The organism is Bradyrhizobium sp. F1.4.3 (assembly GCF_040548375.1).
GTDB lineage: Bacteria > Pseudomonadota > Alphaproteobacteria > Rhizobiales > Xanthobacteraceae > Bradyrhizobium.
In genome coordinates this window covers 101,672-119,541 of sequence record NZ_JBEPRN010000015.1, presented here as the reverse complement: position 1 = coordinate 119,541, position 17,870 = coordinate 101,672, and the positions used below count along the sequence as shown (strand labels likewise).

The following is a 17,870-nucleotide window of genomic DNA, read 5'->3' as shown; positions in this document are numbered from 1 at the left end:
ACTTAAAGATAAGGACCGATCGATGCCGCTCACCCGCCAGACGCTGCCGAAGACGATCCCGGACATCGCTGCGCTCGATGATCTCCTGTGCCGGCCGAGCCAGGCGCTGATCGACGACCTCAACAAGGTCGACGGCGACATCATGATCCTCGGCGTCGCCGGCAAGATGGGGCCGACGCTGGCGGGGCTTGCGAAAGCAGCTGCGCCCGACCGCCGCGTCATCGGCGTCGCCCGGTTCAGCGATGCCGGCGTCAAGGATTGGCTGCACGCGCGCGGCGTCGAGACCATCAATTGCGACCTGCTGGACGAGGCCGCAATCAACGCGCTGCCGAAGGCGCCGAACATCGTCTTCATGGCCGGCCGCAAGTTCGGCGCGGAGGGCGATCTGTCGCTGACCTGGGCGATGAACGCGCATGCGCCGGCGCTGGTCGCGCGGGCCTTCCCGTCGTCGCGGATCGTGGCGTTCTCGACCGGCTGCGTCTACCCGTTCGTGCCGGTCGAGGGCAAGGGCTCGACCGAGGACATGGCGCCGAACCCGCCCGGCGAATACGCCCAGTCCTGCGTCGGCCGCGAGCGCATGTTCGAGTATTTCTCGCGCAAATTCGGAACACCGGGTCGCCTGTTTCGGCTCAATTACGCGATCGACATGCGCTATGGCGTGCTGCACGACATCGCGACAAAGGTGCTCACGGGCACGCCGATCGACGTCAGCATCAGTCATGTCAATTTCATCTGGCAGGGCGATGCGTCGTCGCAGGCGTTGCGTTGTCTCGCGCATTGCACCGCGCCGACCTCGCCGATCAATGTCAGCGGCCATGAGATCCTCGCGGTGCGCGATCTCGCCGCAAAGTTCGGCGCAAGGTTCGGCCGCGCGCCGGTGCTGGTCGGCAAGGAGGAGCCGACGGCGTGGCTGACCGACACCTCGCAAGCCGTCGAGCTGTTCGGCCTGCCTGTGGTCGACACCGAGCAGCTGATCGCGTGGACGGCCGACTGGGTGTCGCGCGCCATGCCGAGCCTTGGCAAGCCCACCAAATACGAGGTGCGCGATGGCCGCTACTGACGGTCCGCCCGTCATCAAGCTCGGCGTCGATGATGCGATCGCCGGGCTGGTGCTGTCGACGGAAGCGCACTGGAACCAGACCGAAGAGGACTGGCGCGTCTTCCTGCGCGAGGGCGTCGTGTTCGGCGTCCGCAACGGGCCACTGCTGGTCGCAACGGCTGCGCTCCTGCCCTACTCCGGCAACAACGCCTGGATCAGCATGGTGCTGGTAACGACGAGCCACCGACGACGCGGCCTCGCGACGCTTCTCGTCGATGCCTGCCTGGAAACGGCGCGCAAGAACGGCCTGACCTGCTGGCTCGACGCAACGCCGGCCGGCGCCAATGTTTACGGTCCGCTGGGATTCACGCCGACCCTGCAACTGCGCCGACTGAAGCTGGTCAGATCCGGCCACGCATCCGGGCCGGCACCTTCAGTTGCGACGCTCGACGCGCTTCGCGCACGGGACCGGCGGGCCGCCGGTTTCGACCGGACTGCCCTCCTCTCCGCCTTCGCGCAACGCGCCGGCTCCCGCATCGTCGCAGCGCATGGATGCATCGCGCTGGTCCGGGACGGCAGAACCGCGCGACATATCGGCCCGCTGTTTGCCGATAATGCCGCCGAAGCGCTGGCCTTGGTCGATGCGATCGCGCGATCCGAGACCGGACCGCTGCTGATCGACACCGTCGCCTCGCAAAGCGCGTTCCTGGAAGGATTGACCGCATCGGGCTGGACCATCGAGCGGCCGTTCCAGCGGATGCGGTTCGGCCCCGCTACCGCAGCGGGTGAGGAATTGCCATTCGCCGTCGCCGGCCCAGAATTCGGATAGGACATCATGCATCACAGCCAGATCAACAGCGAAATCCGCAAGCTGATCGCCGAGGGCACCGTGCTGCCGGCGCATCCGCTCGCACTCACGGCCGCGCGCCAGCTCGACAAGCAGCATCAGCGCGCGCTGACACGTTATTACATCGACGCAGGCTCAGGCGGCCTCGCAGTCGGCGTGCACACGACGCAGTTCGCGATCCGTGATGTCGGCCTCTACCGTCCCGTGCTCGAGCTTGCCGCCGAGACCGCCGCGAGCTGGACCAAGCGGCCGCTGGCGATGGTGGCGGGTCTCGCCGGGCCGACCCGACAGGCAACGAGCGAGGCGCGCACCGCGCGCGACATCGGCTACCACGCGGGGCTGCTCAGCTTGGCCGCGATGAAGAATGCCTCCGAAGACGAGATCATCGCCCATTGCACGGCAATTGCCGCCGAAATCCCGCTGGTCGGCTTCTATCTCCAGCCGGCCGTCGGCGGCGTCATTCTGTCCAGCCGCTTCTGGCAGCGCTTTGCCTCGATCGACAATGTCATCGCGATCAAGATCGCGCCGTTCAACCGCTACCGCACGCTCGACGTGCTGCGCGGTGTCGCCGCGGCCGGCGCGCTCGACCGCGTCGCGCTCTACACCGGCAATGACGATCACATCCTGCTCGATCTCACCCTGCCGTTCGACCTGCGCGACAATGGCGTTACCACGCGGACGTATTTCAAAGGCGGCCTGCTCGGCCACTGGTCGATCTGGACCGCGAGCGCGATCAAGCAGTTCGAGCGCTGCAAGGCGGCGCGGCACAAGGACAGCGTGCCGGCCGATCTGCTCGCGCTCGATGCCCGGGTCACCGACTGCAACAGCGCCTTCTTCGACGTCGCCAACAATTTTCACGGCTGCATCGCCGGCTGCCACGAAGTGCTGCGCCGTCAGGGCCTGATGCAGGGCCTGTGGTGCCTCGATCGGAACGAGGGCCTGAGCCCCGGTCAGAAGGACGAGATTGATCGCATCTATCGCGAGCACGCCGACCTCAGCGACGATGCGTTCGTCGCGGCCAACCTAGACAAATGGCTGGCATGAGCTCAGAGCCCTTCATCAGCCTGCAAGGCGTCCGGAAAGTCTATCGCAGCGGCGGCGCCGAGTTTCTCGCGGTCTCCGACGTCACCATGGACGTGCAGGAAGGCGAACTCGTCTCGCTGGTCGGCCCGTCCGGCTGCGGCAAGACCACGGTGATGAAGATCCTGGCCGGCCTGCACGGCGCCGACGGCGGCACGGTGACGATCGGCAACGCCAAGAGCCCGTTCGACCCCACCCGTGACATCGGCATGGTGTTCCAGCAGGCGCTGCTGCTGAAGTGGCGAACCATTCTGGACAACGTGCTGCTGCCGGCCGAGATCGTCGGCCTGCCGATGAAGGCGGCGCGCGAGCGGGCGCGCGACCTGCTCAACCTAGTCGGGCTTGCCGGGTACGAGCAAAAATATCCGCAGCAACTGTCCGGCGGCATGCAGCAGCGTACCGCGATCGCACGCGCCTTCATTCACGATCCAAAACTGATTCTGATGGACGAGCCGTTCGGCGCGCTGGACGCGCTGACACGCGAGCAGATGAATCTGGAGATGCTGCGGATCTGGCGCGAGAGCGGCAAGACCATCGTCTTCGTCACGCACTCGATCCAGGAGGCCGTGTTCCTGTCCTCGCACTGCGCGGTGCTGACGGCGGGCCCGGCAAAGATGGCCGATTACTTAGCGATCGACCTGCCCTTCCCCCGCGACCTGCCGCTCAAGACGACCGATGCGTTCGGCGCCTATGCGCGCCGCATCTATGGCAAGCTCGGCCTGGGCGCCGCGTGAAGCGCTGCGCCCGCACTTGCGCGATCAGTCCCGTAGCCCGGATCGAGCGCAGCGTAATCCGGGAGAGATTTATCGGCCGCACGTGTTTCCCGGATTTCGATACGCTCCATCCAGGCTACGAATTTCCTCATACAGTCCGGCGACGAAATCGCTGAACGTGGATGCGAGCGGCAGGACGTAGCCCCATTTGTCCGAGATCGCCTCGGCAAGCGTCCAGGGCCTGTCATATTCGGCGACTTCGTGATCGACGAACCAGATTTTGCCAAAGTGCGCCTTGTCGATCGTCATGCAGATCGATTCTCTCCTCGGCGCGAACACGCACCCAGCCTTCGTCGGGCCGCGCCAAAGCCGGTTCGATACAGTAGGAGAAGAACGTCCGCTCAGAGCAGCTTCGCGCTGACGAACAGCGCCCGCACGGCGTTGGTCGCCTGCACCGCGAGCATGGCATTGCCGGCTGCGCCTTCCAGCGCAGCGACGGCATCCTCATGCAGCGAGCGGTATTCCATCCACTCGACCGATTTGAAGTTGGTGAGGAACTGATAGGCTTGGCCGACGGTCGCAATCGCAAGCGTATCCCCGTTCAGCTTGATCTTGAACGTCGTACGCAGCGGGGTCTCGGAACTCTGGGGATCACTCATGGGCTGCTTCTGGACGAGGACGGCTTAACGAAGGGGAAACGGCAGCCCCGCCGTGGCAGGCAAATATCAGGAGTCGGTGCTCGCCCGTTGCGAGGCGGTCGCCGATCCGCTCAGTCTCGGCACGACGACCAGGCGGTTGAACTCACCATTGTCGTAGGCCTTCAGGAAGCGGTCGTAATCCTTGATCGAGACGCAGCCGTTGGAATCGCCGCGCGGCCCAAGCATGAAGCTGTGAGTGAGAAGACCGACACGGCCGAGCGTGCTGGTGCCCTCAGTGGGCGTCAAGCGCAGCGCCCGGATGCCGTGGAACAGTTTTTCGCGCGGCTTCAAATCGTAGGTCGCCGGCGGGGTCGCGCCCACCATGCGCTGGTCGACATGGTCGGGGTCGTCCATCAGCGGGCCCATGCCCGAATGCGCTTCCAGCGCCACGCCGCTCGGCAGGTAAAGCGCCTTGGCCGAGATGTCATAGACCGCCGTCTGGGAATCGTAGCCGAGCGCGGCGAGGTTCGGCGCTTTGCGGAACAGGCCGCTGTCGGGGGTCAGCGAGGCCAGCTTGATCTTATCGGTGAACTTCTCGAGGAAGTTGCGGTTGTCGACCCTCGGGTTGGTCTCAGCGAAGGCCTGGCTGGAGGCGATCTGGGAGGCGAGATCCGCCTGGACCGGGCGCGAGCGCGGCATCGGGACGGAATCGGCACGCTGCGAAGGCCTCGTCTCATCGATCGGCTGCCGGTCGTCTTCCGTCAGGGTCGAGCGCCATTCGTCGCCCTGGAGTTGTTGGGTGAGCATCGCCTTGGCGTCGCGCAGCTTGAGCTGGACCGCATTCAGGGCGGAGCGCTCGAGCGACCGGAAGCCGGCGTCACGAACGGGCTGGCTCTCCGACAGCGGGGTGAAACGCTCTTCAAACGAAGGGCTATTAAACGAAGAGCTATTGGCCGGCGGCAGCGCGGCGGAGACCAGCGGAGTCGAATCGCCCATGTCCGCGACCCAGGCGGCGGCGCCCACCGACAGCGCAATGGCAGCCAGAGACAGCAAAATTGTCTCGGCCCGCCCGATACGGCGGCGCGACAACAGCCTCTCGGCTCTTGCGGTGTCGGAAACCATCAGATCCCCAAATCGACCCCCGGGGGGACCCACCCCCACCCGGAGACTCTATACCAGCTACCACATTGGGAGCCAAAAGTTAGGCATAATCGCGGCCGGCGAGGCATCCCAAGGTAGCTAATGATCGATCCTTTTGACCTAAATCGGTTCGTCCAGGCCCAAAATCCGGTTTATCACGACGTTCAGGCGGAACTGTCCCGGGGCCGGAAGCAGACTCACTGGATGTGGTTCGTCTTCCCGCAGGTGGCTGGCCTCGGCCTCAGCGCCATGTCGCAGCGCTATGCCATCGGCTCGCGCGGGGAGGCGAAGGCCTACCTCGCCCACCCCGTTCTCGGCCCCCGCCTCGTCGAATGCACCGGCCTCGTACTTGCCGTCGAGGGGCGAACCATCAACGCGATCCTCGGCACGCCCGACGATGCAAAATTCCGCTCGTCGATGACGCTGTTCGGCGCCGTCTCCGCTGAGCCCGTTTTTGGTCAGGCGATCGCCAGATATTTCGCGGGCGAACGCGATGGTGCGACGCTTGAGATCCTCGCCGCTCTTGATCGAAAGGCCGAGTGACTGCGGCTATTGCGGCCCAGCAGCGTAAACCCGCGATTAACACGGTCCCCTTATCGTCCGGAGAATATCTTTCTCCCCGCGCCAATTGCCGGACCAGTCATGAAAATCGGTACGCTCCTGACCACCGCGATCGTCTCGCTCTCGACCGTCGGCGGCGGCCTCGCCGTCTATGTCGCCGTGACCAAATACCAGACGATGGACAGGATAGCCGAGGCGCAAGGGCGGCTCGCGATCGTCCGGGCCGTCAGCGACATACCGCGCTATCTCAACCCCGAGCGCGGCTTTGCGACCAACATCCTTTATGGGCCGCCGACCGTCGACCCGGCACAGCTCACCGAGCACGATAAGCTCCGCAGGCAGACCGACGGCGCGCGCGACAAGATGAACGCCCTGCGCAAGGACCTGCCCGGCCCGTTCGACGACGGCAACACCATCGGCAGCAACATCGACGGCATCAATTCGAAATTCACCGCACTGCGCGAGGCCATCGACAAGGCGATCGCGGGACCGGCCGATGCGCGCAAGGAGGCGGCCAAGAAGATCGTCGCCGACAACGCCGTGCTCAACGGCGGCGTGACCGCGCTGCTCAACGAGCAGGTCCGCCGCATGGCGATCCTCAACGGCGATGCCTACCGGCAGGCCAGCTACGCCAACATCGCGATGACGCTGCGCGACATCGGCGGCCTCAACGCCAGCCTGCACAAGAACCTCGTCGGCTCGAAGAAGGTGGCGACCGACGCCGAGAAGGCCGACATCGCCCGGTCGCAAGGGCGCAACGATCAACTCGTGATGTCGCTCCAGGAGCTGCGCGGCAATCCGGCGACGCCTGCCAATGTCGCGGCTGCGCTCGAGACGATGAACTCGGTCTATGTCGAGGCTTTTGGCCGCGAACAGAAACTCGTCAAGGACGGCGCGGTCAGCGGCAAGTACGAGCATGACGTCGACACCTATTACGCGGAATCGCAGCGCGGCCTCGGCGCGATCATCGGCGTCCGCGACGCCTTTTACGACAATGCCGAGCAGATCCTCGCCGGCGCCTCCTCCGCCGCCCACACCAGCTTCACGATTGCTCTCGCGGGCCTCGTCGCCGTGCTGATTGCCAGCGTCGGCCTCATCGTGATGGTTCGCCGGCGCGTCTGCGCCCCAATCGTCAACCTGACGACGCGGATGTCGCGGCTTGCCGATGGCGATGTCGCTGAAGCGATCCCGGGCGCCGAGCGCTCCGATGAGATCGGCGCGATGGCCGCCGCCGTACGGGTCTTCAAGGACAACGTGATCCGGGCCGACCGGCTCGCAGCCGAGAAGCAGGCCGAGAGCGACGGCAAGATGCGCCGCGCGCAGGCGCTCGACGAGCTCACCCGCGGGTTCGAGGCCAAGGTCACCGAGCTCGTCGGTGGCCTGTCCCGGGCGTCGTCGACGATGGAGAGCACGGCGCAATCGATGACCTCGACGGCGGCCCAGACCAACAGCCAGGCCGCGGTTGTCGCGGCCGCCTCCGAGCAGACTTCGACCAACGTCCAGACGGTCGCGAGCGCGACCGAAGAGCTGACCTCCTCGATCGCGGAGATCGGCCGTCAGGTCGCACAAAGCACCGAGATCGCCACCCGCGCCGTCGACAACGCCCGCCGCACCGGCGACACCGCGCGCGCGCTCGCCGAAGGCGCGCAGAAGATCGGCGACGTCGTCACGCTGATCCAGAGCATCGCGGAGCAGACCAACCTGCTCGCGCTGAACGCCACCATCGAGGCCGCCCGTGCTGGTGATGCCGGCCGCGGATTCGCCGTGGTCGCGTCCGAAGTGAAATCGCTGGCGGGGCAGACCGCGAAGGCGACGACCGAGATATCCGAACAGATTTCAGCGATCCAGGCCGCGAGCGACGAGACCGTGACCGCGATCCGCAACGTCGCCGACGTCATCGCCGAGATCGACCAGATCGGCACGGCGATCGCGGCTGCGATCGAGGAACAGGGCTCCGCGACCAAGGAGATCTCCCGCAGCGTCCAGGAGGCCGCCCGCGGCACCCAGGAGGTCAACACCAACATCACCGGCGTGCAACGCGCCGCCGACGACACCGGTGCGGCCGCCTCAGAGGTGCTGGGCGCCGCCGAACAGCTCTCGACGCAGTCACGCGACCTCGCCGGACAGTTCGACCGCTTCCTGAGTGAGGTCAGAGCCGCCTAGAGCGTTTTCGAGCGAAGTGGATACCGGTTCGCCTAAAGAAAACGCGTCAAAGCAAGAATCTGGAGCCCCGTTCCGATTCCATCCGAACGGAAATGGCTCCAAGCGGCTCAGTAAGGCGGCGCCTTCCGCGCGCGCTGCGCTTTCGCCGCCTCGATCCACCACAGCAGATCGTCGGCAAAGCGCGGGAACGAGCGCTCCAGCGCCTTGCCGCCCTCGCCGATCGGCTCGCTCTCGGCCGACAGCGTTTGCGCGATCGGGCCGACGCCAATGGTGCTCGACACCACCACCATGCCCATCTCCGACAGCGTACCGTGCCAGGCAGTGGAGGCGCGCGCACCGGACAGCCGGCCGGCGGAATAGCTCACGATCGCGGCCGGGCGCCAGAACCACTCCTCCAGGAAGTGGTCGGTGAGATTCTTCAGACCGGGCTGAATGCCCCAATTGTATTCACCGGTGACGAAGACAAAGCCGTCGGCGCCACGGATCTGCCCGGCCAGCTTCTCGAGCGTCTCCGGCGCTGTGCCATTGGGATATTCCTTGTACATGCGGTCGAGCATCGGCAGGCCAATCGCCTTGGCGTCGATGAACTCGACCTCCTCGCCGCGCCCGCGCAGGCGATCGATAACGAAATTCGCAAGGCGGATGCCCATGCGATCGGAACGGTAGGAGCCGTAGAGGACAAGGATGCGATTGCTCATGGCTGGCAGGCTAGCACGGAGTCCGGTCCCAATCCATTTGCCACGCTATCGCCTCCGTCCGCGCTCCAGTGTTTCCGACGGCGTCTCGCCGAACTGGTCGCGATAGCTTCTGGAGAAATCGCTGAGATGCCAGAAGCCGAAGGCCAGCGCGACGGCCTTCACGCTCTCGGCGCCTGCCAAGAGCTGCTGGCGGACCAACCACAGGCGCCGCAGGCGCAGGTAACGGTGCAGGCTCATGCCGCGATAGCGGCGGACGACGTCGTGCATGGTGCGGACGGAAATGCCGAGCTTGCGGGCGATCTCCTCGCTGTAGATCGGCTGGGCGAGATCGTCGGATAAAAGCGCGCGGATATCCTGGAACATCTTGAACTGCCGCTCGTCGTTCGGCCGCAGGGTCCAGCGCGCAGGCACGACGTTGGCGAACGCTGCATCGACCGCAACGAAAAGCGACTCCTTCATCGCCGCCGCCTTCAGCGGCACCTCGGCGGGATCGATGGGCTCGGACGCGGCAGCCACCACCTCCCTGACAACCTTCCGCAACCAATGCAGCGCCAACAGACTGGTCTCGAATATCTTGAAGCTGGATCTCGTCTCGGGCCAGCCGCGATCCTTCACCTCCGGCCGGAACACGACTGAGGCGATATGCCGCTGCACCTCTTCGATGGTGTTGTACGCAGCCCCGCTGTTGCCGATGACAATGACAGCGCGGTCGCGTTGCGCGCCATTGAAGCGAATGGGAACTTCAAGGTCGTCCATCACGAAACCGACGGCCGTGCAATCCGCAACCAGCTGCGCATCCACCACGCGCGGAAACGCCCGCGTCACGTTCACGTCGCAACCGGGCAATTGCAGAATGATCTGCTCGGACGCAATCCTTCGCACAAGCGGCGTGAATTCGAAGTTCAGGCCGCGTATCGCGTTGCGAAACTCATCGACGTCTGCAAACCGAAATATCTTTGGCGCCAAACCGGGCGCATCATCAATGTTGGTCATGACAAATGAAAAGCAACGTCGTGAAACGACGCGCGTCCGGCGACAGTACCGGTCTGATTTCCCCCCTTTCGGTTGCCCCGTTAGACCGAAAGACTCATCCTAAGCGGTTCCGAGCATTTGGCGAGCCCTCAACCCGAAGGACAAGGTCGCCGGTCCCGTCCTGCCAAATTTCGATAGCGTTTCAACTCAGACGGACGGTGCACTGATACCCGACCGATCACAGTCTAAAATCCAAATTAACAACTCTGAGGCGAAATAGAGCCCGTTCATTTCGCCGAAGTTTTTTACATTCAGGCCCTGCCATGATGGCAAATTCGCCTGCTGATATTTTGATTGAGTTGGAAGAAGCGGTCGCGGCGTGCCCGCCGGAGCGCTGCGCCCGTATCCTTTCAGGCATCGTCCATCTGCTCGCGGGCGGCAGCGCCCGACCTCAGGAATTGCTCGTCAACGTGGTCGATGGCGTATTGCTGCGCCTGCTGGGGCGGGTCGCTCCGAGCGCTCTGGTGCAGCTCAGCCAGGCGCTTGCCGAGCTGAATGTTGCGCCGCAAGACACATTGCGCCAGCTGGCTTCGCACGAACATCAGGACGTCGCGTGTCCGCTCTTGCTCAAATCGCAGGCACTATCTGCGGCCGACCTCGCGGCAATCGCAGCGTCCTGCGGCGAACACCATCAAATCGCAATCGCTGCCCGAGACCGGATCGAACCGGCTGTGGTCGAGGCGCTGGTCAAACGCGGCGGGCACGCGGTCTGCCTTGCGCTGATTGAGAACCCCGGTGCGCAATTCTCCGATGCCGCCTATGCCGGGCTCGTTGAAAAAAGCGCAGCGGATGACGCAATCACGAAGGCGCTGGCGCTCCGGCCTGGCACGCCCGACATGGTCGTGCGCAAGCTGCTCTCCGCTCCACCAGGGCAGAAGGCAGCGGCCAAGCCCAACGGCTCCGCCGTACCATCGGCACAAGGCGCGGCCGCGAGCCCAGCGCCGGCTCCCGTTGCACCAAAGCGGCCTTGCTCGGCTGACTATGCGAGCGCAAGGCCGGAGATCGTTGCGCTCAGCCGCGTCGGCAAGCTCAACGACTCCACGGTGAACCGTTTCGTGATCCGCGGCGAGACCGCCAACCTGTTCACGGCGCTCTCGGTGCTTTCGGGAGCCCCGATCGAGATCGTCGAGCACGTCATGACCGACGACGACTGCGAGGGCCTGGTGATGGCCTGCCGGGCTTCGCGCCTGAACTGGGCGACCACGCTCGCAATCCTGAGCAACCGCAGCGGCGCACGTCTTTCCTTCGCGGAGCGCGAACGCGCACAACACATTTTCGAAACGCTTCTTTTGTCGACCAGCCAATGGACCGTGCGCTGGGGGGAAATCGCAGCAAACGCCAACACAAGCGACGCGGGAAATCGCGGCGTAAAAATGGGGGTTAACCGATGAAGTTCGACGGTCGCAAGGCGCTTCGCGTACGGATGGATCACAAGCAGGCTGTCAATCTGATGGGCTCGGACGGCACCTGGCGACGCAGTTGCGTCCTGCTCGACGTATCGCAGAGTGGCGCCAAGATCGAGGTCGAGGGCACCCTCGACGTGCTGCAAGCCAAGGAATTTTTCATGCTGCTGTCGTCGACCGGCCTCGCCTACCGGCGCTGCGAACTGGTCTGGATCGACGGCACCATGGCCGGCGTGCACTTCATCAACGGAGACACCAAGAAGAAGCCGGCGAGCGGACGGGCCGCCGCGCAGAATGCCACCCAGAGCAAGTAAGTACAGTCCAGGTCAACCGTGGAGAACGCGCGAACCATAACCAACCCCGTCAAAGGCGACGGCGGCAGCGGAGCGAGGGACGCGGCACGCCCATTCGTGCATGTGCTGGCCGATTCCTCCGACAAATTGGCGGGCATCTGCTCGATCCTCGAACAGCAGTTTGCCATCGCGGGCGAACGGCTCGACGCGGAAGCCAAGCTGTCGCAAGTGCCGTTTGCCATCGTGATCCGTGCGGAGCTGCGCGACGTCGACAACATCGCGGCCATCAAGAAGCGGGCCGCCAAGCTGGCAAAGGCCACCAAGCGCATCTTCCTCGTCGATCACCCCTCTCACGCAGGCGTCTCGCAGGCCTATGCGCTCGGGGCGACGCTCGTCCTTCCCGGCCCGATCAACAAGATCAAGCTGCTGGCGGCGCTGGCTGACCCGGCCGAGCCGGCATCGGCTTCGTCAAGTGCGGCGCCGCAGCCGGACAATGCCGTCGAAACCGCGGCGACCGCCATCGCGTCGATGTTCACGGCCGTCACGCTGGGCGAACCGCTCGACGTCGACGGCACCAAGGAAGCCGGTCGCAAGATCGCCGATCGCATCACCGAGCACGGCCTGTCCGAATGGCTTACCACGGTGCGGCGTCACCACGAGGGAACCTACCAGCATTGCCTGCTCGTGACCGGCATCGCGATCGATTTCGGTCTGAGCCTCGGCGTCGGCAGGACCGATCTTGAGCGCCTCTACTCGGCCGCCATGTTCCACGACATCGGCAAGGCGCAGATCCCGCTTGCGATCCTCGACAAGCCCGGCCGCCTCGATGCCGAGGAACGCGCCATGATCGAGACGCATCCGGCGGCGGGTTACGAGTTTCTCAAGGATCACGAGAATATCTCGCCCGAAATTCTCGATGCCGTCCGGCATCACCACGAATATCTCGACGGCAGCGGGTATCCGGATGCGCTGTGCGGCGAGAGCATCAACGACGTCGTGCGAATTCTCACGATCTCGGACATCTTCGCCGCGCTGATCGAGCACCGGCACTACAAGCCGACGATGCCGCGCACGGAGGCCTACAACATTCTCTGCGGGATACCCGGAAAGCTGGAGAAGGCGCTCGTGACCTCGTTCAAGCAGGTCGCGCTCACACGGTGAATGCGCGCGGCAAATCCGCGGACGAAAACGACGTCACCAACCCCGCCTAGTGGGTGGCGCGGTATTTGACGCGGTGCGGAATAGACCTGCAGGCCAACCCTTCGGCGAGCAACTTCATGTCCTCGCGTTTGCCGCTGCGGACCAGCCTGCTGAACTCTTCGGGAGTGAAGGGAAGACTTGGATCATCATCAATCGGGCGCCGCACTCGCGGACCGAAGAACCGTCGAACCAGGCTAGCCAGCCGCCGCATGTCAATTCCCTCGCGCCAGCAACAAACCTTTCAATCCGCATATTGTTCCTCCCGCGCCTTCGATATTGCAAGAGCCGGCGAGGAGTCCGCACCAAAAATTTCGTGAGGGAATAATCTCCTCCCGGTCGCGTCAGTCGGCGAAACCGACGAACCGCACGAATTCCTCAATGTGCTCGCGATCAGAGCGAACGGCATTCGCGGCAAACGTCTCGTCGGGATAGCCCATCGCGACGCAGGTCATGATGACCTCGTCGTCCGGGATTCGGGCAACCTCGCGCACGATGTCGGAACGCATGATGCCCTGCCCGTTGACCACGGACCCAAGACCGCGGTCCCAGGCCGCGAGGACGACGCCGTAGCAGAGCGCACCGAGGTCGAAATGACAGACCGCGCCGGGATCAAGCACCCGATCATAGGTCAATACCAGCGAGACCGGCGCGTCGAACTGGCGGAAGCCGCGCAACACCCAGTCCTGCCGCATCGGCTTGTCGTCGCGCGCGATCCCCATCGCGCCGAACAGTTTCTTGGCGATATCGACCTGCCGGTTGCGGTGAATGCCCTGGTATTCGCCGTGACTAACGATGTCGCGCTTGACCTTGGCGCCGCCAACCATCTCCTCCATGTTGCGGCGGCGCACCTGTTCCAGCGGTTCGCCGGTGAGCACATGGACGTGCCAGGGCTGCGTGTTCATCGAGGACGGCGCACGCTTGGCACTCTCGATGATCGCCTCGATCACCGCGCGCGGCACCGGCTCGTTCTTGAACCCGCGCACACTGCGGCGCGACTGGACCAGCGTCTCGAATTCCACCTCGTTACCTCCCTGGCGCATACCGGTCCGGCGGTTGCCGATGCGGCGCGCGAAATCTATGCTAACCCGCAAGCAAGACCAAGAACCCCGTGTGGACCCGCCACACCCTGTGAGGACCCTCCAATGGCAGCGCCGCTCGATCCCGTCATCGCACAGATCATTCCGCTGCTGCCACTTCGCGATCCCGCGACGATGACGCCACAGAGCGCCCGCGATTCCTTGCGCGCACTGGCTGCGGCGCGCGCTGCCGTGCCTCCGCCGCCCGTCGATACCGTGCAGGACATCAAGGTCAAAGGCGGCGCCGGCCCGCTCGCTGCGCGGGTCTACCGGATCGGCACGACGCCCGCGCCGACCGTCGTATTCTTCCACGGCGGCGGCTGGGTCGCCGGCGATCTCGAAACCCATGATCGGCAGGCACGCTGGCTCGCGATCGAGACCGGCGCCGTCGTCGTCTCCGTCGACTATCGGCGTCCGCCGGAAACGCGCTTTCCCGGCGCGTTCGAGGACGCCTTCGCTGCTGCCAGCGATGTGTTCAACCGCGTCGCGGAATTTGGCGGCGACGCCAAACGCCTTGGCGTTGCCGGCGATAGCGCCGGCGGCAATCTCGCCGCAGCGACCGCAATCGCCTGCCGCGATGCCGCCATCAAGCTCGCCGCACAATTGCTGGTCTATCCCGTGACCGACGTCGTCGGCCGCTACGCGGATGCCGCGGCGAACGCGCACTATCCGTCACGCGCAGAGAATGCAGAGGGTTACTTCCTGTCGCGCGCGGTGATGGTGTGGTTTGCCGACCATTATCTCGCCGATCCCCGCCACGCCGCGGATTGGCGGGTCTCGCCGCTGCGCGCGGCTTCGCTCTCCAGCCTAGCACCCGCGATCGTGACAACCGCCTGGTTCGATCCGCTGCGCGACGAGGGTGCCGCCTATGCGCGGGCGCTGGAGGCCGCCGGCGTGCAGGTGAAGCACCATGAGGGCGCCGGCCTGATCCACGGCTATTTCGGCCTCGGCGAAGCCTCCGAGGTTGCGCGAACCGAGGCGCAGCGTGCCCGGGCCGACTTCAAGGCGCTGCTGGCGCGCGGGGTCTGACGTAGATCGTCCGAGCGCAGCGGTCGGCTCGATCCTGCGCTGCTCCCAGATGAAGGCGAGCGATCAGGGCTCTCCAGGCGGGACCTCAAAGAATCCGGTCGCCTGAATCAAGCGGCCATCTTCGCCAAAGCGACCAAAGCTCTCGCCTTTCACGAACACCTGGCCGAGACCGTCGTACATCGTCCAGCGAAAGAGGCCCTGCTCATGGTGCACGACGAAGCTGTCATTCCTGAAATGCGCCCCGGGAAACTTGAGCTGGGTTTGGCTGATACGGACCATCAGCGCGTCTCGCCCATGAATCTGTGACGCGGGATCGGTGTACACGCAATCCATGGCCACGCTTTGCTCAAGCAGGCGACGGCGTTCGGCATCTTCAACAGGACCCCACGCGGCCTGATAAGTGTTCCAGGTATTCAGGCGGGCTTCGTCAGTCATCTTGTAAATTTCCAACTGAGCGGCATGTTATGACATATTGACACTCCTTGATCTTTTGTCAAGATTTGCCTCCGTGCCGCCATGCGACCTGGAGCATCATGTCCCATCCGAAGGTTTCGAAAGAGCAGCTGGCGCTTGAAGCCGCGACGGACGTCTTTTTACGCTACGGCTATGCCCGCACGACGATGGGTGACATCGCCGCGCAGGTGGGGATGTCGAGGCCGGCGTTGTATGTGTTGTTTCCCGACAAGGATGCCGTCTTCGCGGCGGTGATCCGGAGAATGGACGAGCAGAAGCGCCGCGAGATACAGGCCAAAATCGCGCGGCTCGATGGACTTCACGCGAAACTCCTGCACGCCTGCATATCCTGGGGAACCCACGGGTTCGACCTCGCCGAGGCGCATCCTGACGCAGCGGATCTGTTCGATCTGCGCTTTGCCGCCGTCCGGAAGGTCTACGAAGAATTTCAGTCGCTGGTGGCCGATCTGATCCGCGATCAAGTACGATCCGCGGGCATTGCCGACGAGCCGGAAGCGCTGGCGCGATGCCTGGTCTTTGGCATGCGCGGACTGCGCGAGACTGCCCGAAACGGCAAGGACATGCGACGCCTGATCGCAGTCCATGTTGCCACACTGGTCAGAAGCATCGGCGGCGAGAGCTGAGATCGCTCACCAGCTAATGCCGCTCGGCGCCCGCTCGTCCCAATCCTGGACGGAGGCGTCAACCGCGCGGCGGTCGGCCTCGAAGAACTTGTTGGGGACTTGGAACGTCGCGAGGATCAGCGCGCCGTCCGGACCGCATGCGGTGTGGCGGCTGCCCGCCTCGCGCCAGATGAACTCGCCGGCCTTGCAGGCAATGCTTTGGACCGGGCCCTCCTTGTCGAGCAGCGTGCCCTCCAGCACATAGCTCTGCTCGATGTTGACATGCTCATGATCGGGAGGCACCGCGCCGGGCGCGAACGGGAGAACAGCGTCCATCACGATGCTCCGTTTCCTGCAGGACTGGGACCCACGCTAGCAGGATCGCGAAGCCGGGTCAGCGCGCGGTGCAGCAAGCGGAGCGACTTTTGTCGACCGGGCAATCAAAAATCTGCAGCGGACCCGACGGCCGGCATTCATCCTGCTTGATTGCGCCATGATTCCGGGCTCCAATTCGTCCGCCATCTTTTTGGTTTAGGGAGACACCCATGATGAAGCGGATTTTCCTCGCGGCAATCGTTGCCACCTTCGCGGCGGGCTCGGCCCTCGCGGACGACACCTGCGAGAGCAAGGCGGTCGGCAAGGACGGCAAGGCCCTGGCGGGCGCCGCCAAGACCTCGTTCATGAAGAAGTGCAAGGAAGACGCCTGCATGCCCAAGGCCGTCGGCTCCGACGGCAAGGCGCTCGCCGGTGCCGCCAAGAACAGCTTCCTGAAGAAGTGCGAGATGGGCGCGTAAGGCGGGCACGATTCCGAGAATTCTAGTGCCCCGGACGCAGCGCAGCGCTCTTCAGCGGTGCGCTGCAGAGCCGGGGCCCATGCGACCGCACACAGTCCGAGAGATGGGTCCCGGCTCAGCGGCGCGTCACTTTGTGCCGCACCGCGTCCGGGACACGAGACCCGATGCTCAGCTCCACGCTAATCCATCCCCCTTTCAATCTCGCTTGAAGCGGTAATCGAACGCGCCGCCCAGCGGCTTGATCCATCCTGCCGTCGGCGCCGGGAAATGGATCGGCAGGATCAGCGTGTCGGTCTCGGCAACGGCGGCGAAAAACTTTCGCCGCGAGACCGCTGATTGTTTTGGGTCCCAATCCGGCTTCGCCGACCAGTCCGGCTCGCGGCACTGGATCTGGTGATGCATGAGGTCACCGGCGACCACGGCGCGCTGGCCTTTCGAGAAGATGTTCACGCAGCAATGGCAGGGCGAATGCCCCGGCGTCGGCGTCAGCGTGACCGTGTCATCGAGCGCGTAATCGTCGTCGACGAGCAGCGCCTGGCCAGCCTCGACGATCGGCAGGCAGTTGTCGCGGAAGACAGTACCGGGCGGGTTGTTACCCCTGGCGTTCTCAGCCTCCCAGGCCGCGTACTCGCCCTTGTGGAAGACGTATTTCGCATTCGGAAACGTCGGCACCCAGCGGCCGTCGCGCAGCGTCGTGTTCCAGCCGGTGTGATCGATGTGCAGATGCGTGCAGAAGACATAGTCGATCTGCTCGAAACTGACGCCGAGCGCGAACAGCTCGTTGCGCCAGCGCTCCTTGCCGGGAAAGTCGAACGGCGGCGGATGGCCCTTGTCCTCGCCGGTGCAGGTATCGACCAGGATGGTGTGGCGCGGCGTGCGCACCACAAATGTCTGGTAGGTGATCACCATCATGCCGCGCGCGGCATCGAACACTTCCGGCTCCATCGTCGGCAGATGGCGCGCGAACACGCCCTCGTCATAGGCCGGGAAAAAGTCCTGCGGCCGCCGCCACGGCCCTTCCCGCTCGATCACCGCATCGATGGTGATGTCGCCGATCCTGAGCTGCTTCATCGTCGTTTCGCTCCCAT

21 protein-coding genes are annotated in these 17,870 nt (G+C 64.6%); 12 read left to right on the top strand and 9 right to left on the bottom strand.

What is annotated here, in order from left to right; genetic code table 11:
• The first annotated feature begins 22 nt into the window (after positions 1-22).
• The 4 genes from ABIB73_RS29530 to ABIB73_RS29515 are packed head-to-tail and all read left to right on the top strand — an operon-like array spanning position 23 to position 3,700.
• Positions 23-1,060 (top strand): NAD-dependent epimerase/dehydratase family protein, encoded by a 1,038-nt coding sequence (locus ABIB73_RS29530; protein ID WP_354229777.1) that lies wholly within the window; start codon positions 23-25, stop codon positions 1,058-1,060.
• Positions 1,047-1,868 carry a GNAT family N-acetyltransferase gene (locus ABIB73_RS29525; protein WP_354229775.1) on the top strand — a complete coding sequence of 274 codons (822 nt, stop codon included), beginning with the start codon at positions 1,047-1,049 and terminating at the stop codon, positions 1,866-1,868. The genes ABIB73_RS29530 and ABIB73_RS29525 overlap by 14 nt, the downstream gene beginning before the upstream one ends.
• A 6-nt stretch (positions 1,869-1,874) precedes the next feature.
• Positions 1,875-2,930, top strand: a complete 1,056-nt coding sequence (locus ABIB73_RS29520; protein WP_354229774.1) for a dihydrodipicolinate synthase family protein — start codon at positions 1,875-1,877, stop codon at positions 2,928-2,930.
• Complete coding sequence (locus ABIB73_RS29515) at positions 2,918-3,700, top strand: ABC transporter ATP-binding protein (protein ID WP_354229772.1); 783 nt, start codon at positions 2,918-2,920, stop codon at positions 3,698-3,700. Before ABIB73_RS29520 ends, ABIB73_RS29515 begins: the two co-directional genes overlap by 13 nt.
• A 69-nt stretch (positions 3,701-3,769) precedes the next feature.
• Here the strand turns inward: ABIB73_RS29515 and ABIB73_RS29510 are convergent, their stop codons facing one another.
• From ABIB73_RS29510 to ABIB73_RS29500, 3 genes are all read right to left on the bottom strand, one after another.
• Positions 3,770-3,988: a hypothetical protein gene (locus ABIB73_RS29510; RefSeq protein ID WP_354229771.1), complete on the bottom strand. Its 219-nt coding sequence runs from the start codon at positions 3,986-3,988 to the stop codon at positions 3,770-3,772.
• Positions 3,989-4,080: 92 nt separating this feature from the next.
• Positions 4,081-4,338, bottom strand: coding sequence for a hypothetical protein (locus tag ABIB73_RS29505; RefSeq protein ID WP_354229769.1), 258 nt, complete (start codon positions 4,336-4,338; stop codon positions 4,081-4,083).
• A 66-nt stretch (positions 4,339-4,404) separates the two neighbouring features.
• The gene (locus ABIB73_RS29500) at positions 4,405-5,370 is read right to left on the bottom strand and encodes a DUF2778 domain-containing protein (protein WP_502918467.1); all 966 of its coding nucleotides are present in this window, start codon (positions 5,368-5,370) and stop codon (positions 4,405-4,407) included.
• A gap of 189 nt (positions 5,371-5,559) precedes the next feature.
• Here ABIB73_RS29500 and ABIB73_RS29495 point away from each other — a divergent pair, with 189 nt between their 5' ends.
• Both ABIB73_RS29495 and ABIB73_RS29490 read left to right on the top strand, forming a co-directional pair.
• Entirely contained in the window at positions 5,560-6,000 is a 441-nt protein-coding gene (locus ABIB73_RS29495; RefSeq protein WP_354229765.1) for a DUF1810 domain-containing protein, read from the top strand.
• Positions 6,001-6,099: 99 nt separating this feature from the next.
• A complete protein-coding gene (locus ABIB73_RS29490; RefSeq protein WP_354229763.1) occupies positions 6,100-8,181 on the top strand; it encodes a methyl-accepting chemotaxis protein in 2,082 nt (693 codons plus the stop codon).
• Positions 8,182-8,288: 107 nt separating this feature from the next.
• Here the strand turns inward: ABIB73_RS29490 and ABIB73_RS29485 are convergent, their stop codons facing one another.
• The gene (locus ABIB73_RS29485; protein ID WP_354229761.1) at positions 8,289-8,879 is read right to left on the bottom strand and encodes an NADPH-dependent FMN reductase; all 591 of its coding nucleotides are present in this window, start codon (positions 8,877-8,879) and stop codon (positions 8,289-8,291) included.
• Between the two features lie 45 nt (positions 8,880-8,924).
• Positions 8,925-9,872 carry a helix-turn-helix domain-containing protein gene (locus tag ABIB73_RS29480; RefSeq protein ID WP_354229759.1) on the bottom strand — a complete coding sequence of 316 codons (948 nt, stop codon included), beginning with the start codon at positions 9,870-9,872 and terminating at the stop codon, positions 8,925-8,927.
• A 302-nt stretch (positions 9,873-10,174) separates the two neighbouring features.
• On the opposite strand from ABIB73_RS29480, the gene ABIB73_RS29475 reads away from it, so the two are divergent.
• The 3 genes from ABIB73_RS29475 to ABIB73_RS29465 are packed head-to-tail and all read left to right on the top strand — an operon-like array spanning position 10,175 to position 12,768.
• Positions 10,175-11,302, top strand: coding sequence for a DUF2336 domain-containing protein (locus tag ABIB73_RS29475; protein WP_354229757.1), 1,128 nt, complete (start codon positions 10,175-10,177; stop codon positions 11,300-11,302).
• Positions 11,299-11,628, top strand: coding sequence for a PilZ domain-containing protein (locus tag ABIB73_RS29470; RefSeq protein WP_354229755.1), 330 nt, complete (start codon positions 11,299-11,301; stop codon positions 11,626-11,628). Before ABIB73_RS29475 ends, ABIB73_RS29470 begins: the two co-directional genes overlap by 4 nt.
• A gap of 18 nt (positions 11,629-11,646) precedes the next feature.
• Entirely contained in the window at positions 11,647-12,768 is a 1,122-nt protein-coding gene (locus ABIB73_RS29465; RefSeq protein ID WP_354229753.1) for an HD-GYP domain-containing protein, read from the top strand.
• Positions 12,769-13,148: 380 nt separating this feature from the next.
• Here the strand turns inward: ABIB73_RS29465 and ABIB73_RS29460 are convergent, their stop codons facing one another.
• On the bottom strand, positions 13,149-13,826 hold the full coding sequence (locus tag ABIB73_RS29460; protein WP_354229751.1) for a nitroreductase: 678 nt from the start codon (positions 13,824-13,826) through the stop codon (positions 13,149-13,151).
• A 123-nt stretch (positions 13,827-13,949) separates the two neighbouring features.
• Here ABIB73_RS29460 and ABIB73_RS29455 point away from each other — a divergent pair, with 123 nt between their 5' ends.
• Complete coding sequence (locus ABIB73_RS29455; RefSeq protein WP_354229749.1) at positions 13,950-14,912, top strand: alpha/beta hydrolase; 963 nt, start codon at positions 13,950-13,952, stop codon at positions 14,910-14,912.
• Between the two features lie 63 nt (positions 14,913-14,975).
• Here the strand turns inward: ABIB73_RS29455 and ABIB73_RS29450 are convergent, their stop codons facing one another.
• A complete protein-coding gene (locus ABIB73_RS29450) occupies positions 14,976-15,347 on the bottom strand; it encodes a nuclear transport factor 2 family protein (RefSeq protein WP_354229748.1) in 372 nt (123 codons plus the stop codon).
• Positions 15,348-15,445: 98 nt separating this feature from the next.
• Here ABIB73_RS29450 and ABIB73_RS29445 point away from each other — a divergent pair, with 98 nt between their 5' ends.
• The gene (locus ABIB73_RS29445) at positions 15,446-16,009 is read left to right on the top strand and encodes a TetR/AcrR family transcriptional regulator (RefSeq protein WP_354229746.1); all 564 of its coding nucleotides are present in this window, start codon (positions 15,446-15,448) and stop codon (positions 16,007-16,009) included.
• A gap of 6 nt (positions 16,010-16,015) precedes the next feature.
• On the opposite strand, the gene ABIB73_RS29440 is transcribed toward ABIB73_RS29445, so the two are convergent.
• Complete coding sequence (locus tag ABIB73_RS29440; protein ID WP_354229744.1) at positions 16,016-16,324, bottom strand: cupin domain-containing protein; 309 nt, start codon at positions 16,322-16,324, stop codon at positions 16,016-16,018.
• A gap of 209 nt (positions 16,325-16,533) precedes the next feature.
• Here ABIB73_RS29440 and ABIB73_RS29435 point away from each other — a divergent pair, with 209 nt between their 5' ends.
• Positions 16,534-16,782, top strand: coding sequence for a hypothetical protein (locus tag ABIB73_RS29435; protein ID WP_354229742.1), 249 nt, complete (start codon positions 16,534-16,536; stop codon positions 16,780-16,782).
• A 195-nt stretch (positions 16,783-16,977) separates the two neighbouring features.
• Here ABIB73_RS29435 and ABIB73_RS29430 read toward each other — a convergent pair whose 3' ends face one another.
• A complete protein-coding gene (locus ABIB73_RS29430; protein WP_354229740.1) occupies positions 16,978-17,853 on the bottom strand; it encodes an MBL fold metallo-hydrolase in 876 nt (291 codons plus the stop codon).
• Positions 17,854-17,870: the final 17 nt, after the last annotated feature.

What these genes read in the sequence shown, in the direction of transcription:
- ABIB73_RS29490 (WP_354229763.1), top strand. Translation starts at nt 6,100, where the DNA reads ATGAAAATCGGTACGCTCCTGACCACCGCGATCGTCTCGCTCTCGACC.
- ABIB73_RS29495 (WP_354229765.1), top strand. Translation starts at nt 5,560, where the DNA reads ATGATCGATCCTTTTGACCTAAATCGGTTCGTCCAGGCCCAAAATCCG.
- ABIB73_RS29475 (WP_354229757.1), top strand. Translation starts at nt 10,175, where the DNA reads ATGATGGCAAATTCGCCTGCTGATATTTTGATTGAGTTGGAAGAAGCG.
- ABIB73_RS29455 (WP_354229749.1), top strand. Translation starts at nt 13,950, where the DNA reads ATGGCAGCGCCGCTCGATCCCGTCATCGCACAGATCATTCCGCTGCTG.
- ABIB73_RS29515 (WP_354229772.1), top strand. Translation starts at nt 2,918, where the DNA reads ATGGCTGGCATGAGCTCAGAGCCCTTCATCAGCCTGCAAGGCGTCCGG.
- ABIB73_RS29480 (WP_354229759.1), bottom strand. Translation starts at nt 9,872, where the DNA reads ATGACCAACATTGATGATGCGCCCGGTTTGGCGCCAAAGATATTTCGG.
- ABIB73_RS29520 (WP_354229774.1), top strand. Translation starts at nt 1,875, where the DNA reads ATGCATCACAGCCAGATCAACAGCGAAATCCGCAAGCTGATCGCCGAG.
- ABIB73_RS29450 (WP_354229748.1), bottom strand. Translation starts at nt 15,347, where the DNA reads ATGACTGACGAAGCCCGCCTGAATACCTGGAACACTTATCAGGCCGCG.
- ABIB73_RS29435 (WP_354229742.1), top strand. Translation starts at nt 16,534, where the DNA reads ATGATGAAGCGGATTTTCCTCGCGGCAATCGTTGCCACCTTCGCGGCG.
- ABIB73_RS29510 (WP_354229771.1), bottom strand. Translation starts at nt 3,988, where the DNA reads ATGACGATCGACAAGGCGCACTTTGGCAAAATCTGGTTCGTCGATCAC.
- ABIB73_RS29525 (WP_354229775.1), top strand. Translation starts at nt 1,047, where the DNA reads ATGGCCGCTACTGACGGTCCGCCCGTCATCAAGCTCGGCGTCGATGAT.
- ABIB73_RS29445 (WP_354229746.1), top strand. Translation starts at nt 15,446, where the DNA reads ATGTCCCATCCGAAGGTTTCGAAAGAGCAGCTGGCGCTTGAAGCCGCG.
- ABIB73_RS29430 (WP_354229740.1), bottom strand. Translation starts at nt 17,853, where the DNA reads ATGAAGCAGCTCAGGATCGGCGACATCACCATCGATGCGGTGATCGAG.
- ABIB73_RS29485 (WP_354229761.1), bottom strand. Translation starts at nt 8,879, where the DNA reads ATGAGCAATCGCATCCTTGTCCTCTACGGCTCCTACCGTTCCGATCGC.
- ABIB73_RS29530 (WP_354229777.1), top strand. Translation starts at nt 23, where the DNA reads ATGCCGCTCACCCGCCAGACGCTGCCGAAGACGATCCCGGACATCGCT.
- ABIB73_RS29440 (WP_354229744.1), bottom strand. Translation starts at nt 16,324, where the DNA reads ATGGACGCTGTTCTCCCGTTCGCGCCCGGCGCGGTGCCTCCCGATCAT.
- ABIB73_RS29470 (WP_354229755.1), top strand. Translation starts at nt 11,299, where the DNA reads ATGAAGTTCGACGGTCGCAAGGCGCTTCGCGTACGGATGGATCACAAG.
- ABIB73_RS29505 (WP_354229769.1), bottom strand. Translation starts at nt 4,338, where the DNA reads ATGAGTGATCCCCAGAGTTCCGAGACCCCGCTGCGTACGACGTTCAAG.